Below are 5,969 nucleotides of genomic sequence, written 5' to 3' on the forward strand. Positions count from 1 at the left end.
ACTGATTTTAAGGATGTTCTCACTTGTTAAGAGAGGAGAAATGTATGTCGAGAATTATAGGAGAGCGTCATAAAAGCTAAGAAAAACTCCCAAAAAAAGAGTTTTTCTTAAAATAAATTTGCAATTGTGGTAAACCTAGAATACGACCGGAGCAACGCGTAGTGGAGAGATCTGCCTCGATAGATCTCTCGGCTACGTTGCACTCCACTCGAGATGACGACTCTTGGGTAATGACAATCCAGGAGTTATTAATTAAAATTAAATTCAGATCTTAACTGACCAAATGACAAGAATATCCTACTTCAAGCTGATCACGCTACTCCTCTTCAATATATCCTTTATTTACGTCCATGCCCAGGATCCCAAATATCCTTCAGAAATAACTGTTGCGCAGGATGGCAGTGGAAATTACAAAACCATTCAGGAGGCTGTAAATTCGGTGAGGGATTTAGGCGAGAAAGCAGTTAAAATTCATGTTAAAAACGGAACCTATAAAGAGAAGCTGATTATTCCTTCTTGGAAGATCAAAATCTCTATAATTGGAGAGGATACTGAAAATACCATCATCACCTTTGATGATTATTCAGGAAAATCCAATGCGTCAGGTAAGGATGTTTTTGGCAATGCTAAATTCAGCACTTATACCTCATTCACAGTACTTGTTCAGGGAAGTGATACCCAGCTAGAAAATTTAACCATTATCAATTCATCTGGAAGAGTTGGACAGGCGGTAGCCTTACATGTAGAAGGCGATCGTTTTAAAGCAAAAAACTGCAGATTTTTGGGCAATCAGGATACGCTGTATGCCGCGATCGAAAATAGCCGGCAATACTATCAGGATTGTTATATTGAAGGTACAACCGATTTTATTTTCGGCAAGGCTACAGTAGTCTTTCAAAATTGTACAATCAAAAATTTAAGTGATTCTTATATTACCGCAGCTTCAACTTCAGCGATGCAAAAGTTTGGGTTTGTTTTTATAAATTGTACGCTCATTGCAGATGAAACTGTAACGAAAGCTTATCTCGGCAGACCATGGAGGCCTTATGCAAAAACGGTATTCATCAGCTGCGATCTGGGGAAACATATTTTGCCCGAAGGTTGGAATCCATGGAAAGGTGATCTGATGTTCCCTAATAAGGAATTGACCGTTTTTTATGCAGAATATAAAAGTAAGGGCGATGGCGCGTCACCTAAAACGAGGTTGACCTGGACAAAACAATTAACAGATAAAGAGGCAAAAAACTATACTTTAAAAAATATATTAGGTGGAACGGATCAATGGAATCCAGCTAAATAAAATAACTGATAAAAACATGAACAAGAATTTCTTTAAAATTTTGGCGGCAGGAACAATAGCCGTTTTATTTTCTTTTACATTCATCCCAAAGAAAACAAAACTCTATATCATTGGCGACTCTACCGCAGCAAATAAAGAAGAAAAAGCGTATCCAGAAACAGGCTGGGGCATGGCATTACAATCTTATTTTAAGGCTGATGTTACCGTTGATAACCGGGCTTTGAACGGAAGGAGTACAAAATCTTTCAGGGCAGAGAAACGCTGGGACCCAATATTGGCCGAGTTAAACCCAGGCGATTATGTTTTTATCGAATTCGGGCATAACGATGAGAAAGTCGATAAACCAGCTGTCGGTGTATCCTTAGCAGATTTCAAGATCAATCTGGTTAATTATGTAAAAGAAACCAGAAGTAAAAAAGCTTTCCCGGTTTTATTAACGCCAATCTCCCGCAGAAGTTTCAAGAATGGGGTTTTGCTCGATTCTCATGGAGATTACCCTCGCATTACCCGCCAGGTTGCCGATTCTTTAGGTGTTCCTTTAATTGATATGCTGGTTAAAACCGAAAGTTTATTAAACCGCTTAGGTGAAGAGCCATCCATTAAATTATTCAATTATGTTGATTCGGGAAATGTGAACTACCCAAATGGCAAGAAAGATAATACACATTTAAGTCCAGAAGGTGCTAAACAAATTGCCGGTTTAGTGGTGAAAGGGATTAAAGAGCTAAAGTTGAGCTTGGTGAAGAGTTTGAAGTAAAATAGCGCTATTATCGTCCTCGTTTGTAACGAGGATGCATGAGAAAGGCGATTGTATCGCCGATAAACAGTACCGCATTACAAATGCGGATCTCGCAAATCCTCGTTACAAACGAGGACTATAAATAATTATCACCACGTCATCTTGAATTTATTTCATGATCTTTACATGCATATTGGATGCTGAAATAAATTCAGCATGACGACCGCCGAAAAAACAGAAAACTATTTAAAAAAAAAAGTCATTGCGAGAAGGCTTTTTCAGCCGACGAAGCAATCTTCTAGAATCGACAATTAATTCTTCGTGTTAAGATTGCTTCGTCGTTCCTCTTCGCAATGACGATTATCCTTATTAAAAAATATATTTCGTACTTAAAAAGTTCGAATCATCGCCTTTAACAATTTCGTTCAATAATTTTTTATTATCATCTGTAAATTTGGTTGCTACCAACGAACGGATCGAGAACGAACGCAATGCATCCACTACAGAAAGTGTTCCTTCAGCACTGTCTTTACGACCGGTAAAAGGGAAAGCATCTGGACCACGTTGACACTGGCAGTTAATGTTCACACGACTTACCTGGTTAACCAAAGGATCAATTAATGAAGAAATTACCGCCGCGTTATTACTAAAAATACTCACCTGCTGGCCGTGTGGAGAGCCAATTAAATATTCGATAGGTTCTTCCAGATCATCAAACGGAACAACAGGAACAATCGGCCCAAACTGCTCTTCGCGGTATAGTTTCATATTGCTGTTTACCGGATACATAATGGCTGGATAAACAAAAGTTTCTAAGGTTTGTCCACCATTTTTATTGATCACTTTAGCGCCGTGCGAAACTGCATCATCAATACATTCTTTTAAGTATTCAGGTTTGTTCAGCTCAGGCAGCGGAGTAAGGTTTACGCCTTTCTCCCATGGCATACCAAATTTCAGTTTCTCTACTTCTGCAGATAAACGTTTTAGAAACTCCTGTGCTAAACTGCGGTGAACATAAACGATTTTAATCGCAGTACAACGCTGTCCGTTAAAAGAAAGCGAACCTAGAACCGTTTCAGAAACCGCCAAATCAAGATTGGCATCTTTAGTAATGATTGCTGCATTTTTAGCATCCAAACCTAAAATTGCCCTTAAACGGTTTACTTTAGGATGCAGTTTTTTCAGTTCGTTGGCTACTTTACTCGATCCGATTAAGGTAAGCACATTAATTTTTCCTGATTTCATTAGTCCTGGCACAATGGTATTGCCACGGCCATAAATGGTATTTACAACACCTTTAGGGAAGCTGGAACGGAAAGCCTCTAATAAAGGATAGTGCAATAAGGTACCATGCTTAGGTGGTTTGAATAAAAGCGTATTGCCCATAATCAAAGCTGGAATAAGCGTCGTAAAAGTTTCGTTTAGAGGATAATTAAATGGCCCCATACAAAGTACCACACCCAGCGGAGAACGGCGTACCTGAGCAACTATTCCCTGCTCAATTTCAAAACGTGACGATTGCCTGTCGATATCCTTTAGTGCATCGATAGTGGCATAGATATACTCAACCGTACGGTCGAATTCTTTAACCGAATCGGCATAAGATTTACCGATCTCCCACATAATCAATTTCGCAACAATTTCTTTTTGCTCAATCATTTTATGAGTGAAGTTTTCTACGCAGCTAATCCGATCAGCAACGCTCATAGTCGGCCATTGTCCGCGGCCGTTATCATAAGCGGCTACAGCTGCATCTAAAGCTTCTGTCGACTCTTTTTCTGTACAAACAGGGAAACTACCAATATGCTTTCGTTTTAAGCCTTCGGGGGTTTTTACGCATACCGGAGAAAACACTTCATTAAATGGTCCATTCCATGGTTTCATCTCTCCATTTGAAAGAAACTCTTTTTGATTGATTTCTTCCTTGAGCCTAAATTCATCTGGAATCTGGCTCTCTTCAACGAAAATACTTTCGAGGTTTAGCGATGTACTCAATTTGGGTTGTTGTTAGGGTTAAATTAATGTTAAGTCTATAGTTTAAGTATAGATTTATTGTTGTAAAAAGAGCCAAAGTAATTGGCTCTAAATATTTACAGTTCTATTGTTTTCATTTTTGGCACCAATGTCTTCATTACTACCCAAGCAATAATATAAGCAATGGCACAAAATGCAAACATAATGGTGTAACCAGTTTGGATATGTCCTAATCCCTTGTAATGATCGAACAGGGCACCGCCAACTTTAGAAACTATTACGCCTCCGATTCCTCCTGCCATACCACCAATTCCAATAATTGATCCAATTGCTTTTTTGGGAAACATATCTGATACTGTTGTAAAAATGTTTGCAGACCAAGCTTGGTGTGCAGAAGCTCCGATTCCAATTAACAATACAGGAATCCAAAAAGTATAGTGCCCCAAAGGTTGAGCAAGTAAGACCACTAAAGGAAATAATGCAATTACGAACATTGCTCTCATTCTGCCTTCATAAACATTGTATCCTTTTTTAAGGAAATACGCAGGAAACCACCCGCCACCAATACTACCAATCATTGTCATACTGTAAAGTACAAAAAGTGGGAACGATATTGATGTTCCTTCCATTCCATACTGGGCCTTTAAATATGAAGGAAGCCAAAACAAAAAGAACCACCAAACACCATCTGTCATAAACTTTCCAAACGTGAAAGCCCAAGTTTGTTTATATCCTAATAATTTAAACCATGAAACCTTTTTTGCTTCAGTTTCAGATTCTGATGGAACAATAACTTTTTGATCTGTGTCTAATAGAATATACTCCAATTCAGCTTTAGATAAACGCTTTTGTTCTTCAGGTTTATCATAAAAAATAAACCAAAATATTAGCCAGAAAAAGCCTGCTGCTCCTATAATTAAAAATGCAGTTTCCCAACCCCACGCTTCAGCAATGTATGGCACAGTAGCAGGAGCTAGAATTGCACCAACGTTTGCTCCTGAATTAAAGATTCCTGTTGCAAAGGAACGTTCCTTTTTAGGAAAATATTCTGCTGTTGCTTTAATTGCTGCCGGAAAATTTCCAGATTCTCCAAAACCTAAAACAGCTCTAGAAACAATGAAGCCCAGTACAGATACCGATATACTTGTGATTCCAACTAACGCAAAAATTGATGAAACGGCCTCTCCTACAGGAATAGCTTTGGCATGCRGGATGGCGCCCAGTGACCAAACAATTATTGCAATTGCATATCCCCATTTGGTTCCCAACTTATCTATTATTCGTCCAGCAAAAAGCATTGATATAGCATAAACGAATTGAAAAGCTGCTGTTATGTTTGCGTAATCTGAATTTGTCCAGTTAAACTCCGCTTCGAGTTTGCTAGATAGCAAACTTAAAACTTGTCTATCTAAATAATTTACTGTAGTAGCGAAAAACAGAAGTGCGCATATGGTCCATCTGTATTTGCCTATTTTCGTTTGGTTCATTTGGTTAGTGTGTGTTAGATTTATTTGCTCTGCTGAATTAAGTCAAGCGCTAGTTTTGTATTGTCGAATAACTCCTCGTAAAGACCTTTGCTCATCACATCTTTACTGATTAATTTGCTGCCCATACCTACGGCACAAACGCCTGACTTAAACCAAGTTTTTAGGTTGTCGGCATTAATTTCTACGCCACCAGTTGGCATAAACAGCTGTCCGGCGAAAAGATCTTTAATTGATGAAATAAATTCGGGGCCTAAAATATTGGCAGGGAAAATTTTGATCAGCATGGCTTTGTGCTCTTGAGCGACACTGATTTCAGTCGGGGTCATACAGCCAGGGATCCATAGCATACCAATTTTGTTTGCAATTTCGGCAACTGCCGGATTTACGATCGGTGCTACAATAAAATCTGTTCCAGCTTCGATAAATGCATTTGCATCGGCAGGAGTTTTAATCGTTCCAATTCCCAAAT

The 5,969-nt window shown here is 38.8% G+C and carries 5 protein-coding genes; 2 read left to right on the plus strand and 3 right to left on the minus strand.

Annotated elements, in window-relative coordinates; genetic code table 11:
* Positions 1–283 precede the first annotated feature (283 nt).
* The gene (locus tag AC1DPQ_RS15215) at positions 284–1,300 is read left to right on the plus strand and encodes a pectinesterase family protein (protein ID WP_477581277.1); all 1,017 of its coding nucleotides are present in this window, start codon (positions 284–286) and stop codon (positions 1,298–1,300) included.
* Positions 1,301–1,316: 16 nt separating this feature from the next.
* Positions 1,317–2,057, plus strand: coding sequence for a rhamnogalacturonan acetylesterase (locus AC1DPQ_RS15220; RefSeq protein WP_230143282.1), 741 nt, complete (start codon positions 1,317–1,319; stop codon positions 2,055–2,057).
* 351 nt (positions 2,058–2,408) lie between these two features.
* On the opposite strand, the gene AC1DPQ_RS15225 is transcribed toward AC1DPQ_RS15220, so the two are convergent.
* From AC1DPQ_RS15225 to AC1DPQ_RS15235, 3 genes are all read right to left on the minus strand, one after another.
* The gene (locus AC1DPQ_RS15225) at positions 2,409–4,034 is read right to left on the minus strand and encodes an NADP-dependent glyceraldehyde-3-phosphate dehydrogenase (RefSeq protein WP_477581279.1); all 1,626 of its coding nucleotides are present in this window, start codon (positions 4,032–4,034) and stop codon (positions 2,409–2,411) included.
* Between the two features lie 95 nt (positions 4,035–4,129).
* Positions 4,130–5,500, minus strand: a complete 1,371-nt coding sequence (locus tag AC1DPQ_RS15230) for an MFS transporter (protein ID WP_477610059.1) — start codon at positions 5,498–5,500, stop codon at positions 4,130–4,132.
* A gap of 20 nt (positions 5,501–5,520) precedes the next feature.
* Positions 5,521–5,969 (minus strand): bifunctional 4-hydroxy-2-oxoglutarate aldolase/2-dehydro-3-deoxy-phosphogluconate aldolase (locus AC1DPQ_RS15235; RefSeq protein ID WP_477610061.1); only part of this gene is annotated, 449 nt, incomplete at its 5' end.

The sequence above is a fragment of the Pedobacter sp. 01T416_2 genome (assembly GCF_056398925.1).

Bases quoted from the DNA above. Each gene is read 5' to 3' on its own strand.
- AC1DPQ_RS15215 (WP_477581277.1), top strand. From the start codon at position 284: ATGACAAGAATATCCTACTTCAAGCTGATCACGCTACTCCTCTTCAAT.
- AC1DPQ_RS15220 (WP_230143282.1), top strand. From the start codon at position 1,317: ATGAACAAGAATTTCTTTAAAATTTTGGCGGCAGGAACAATAGCCGTT.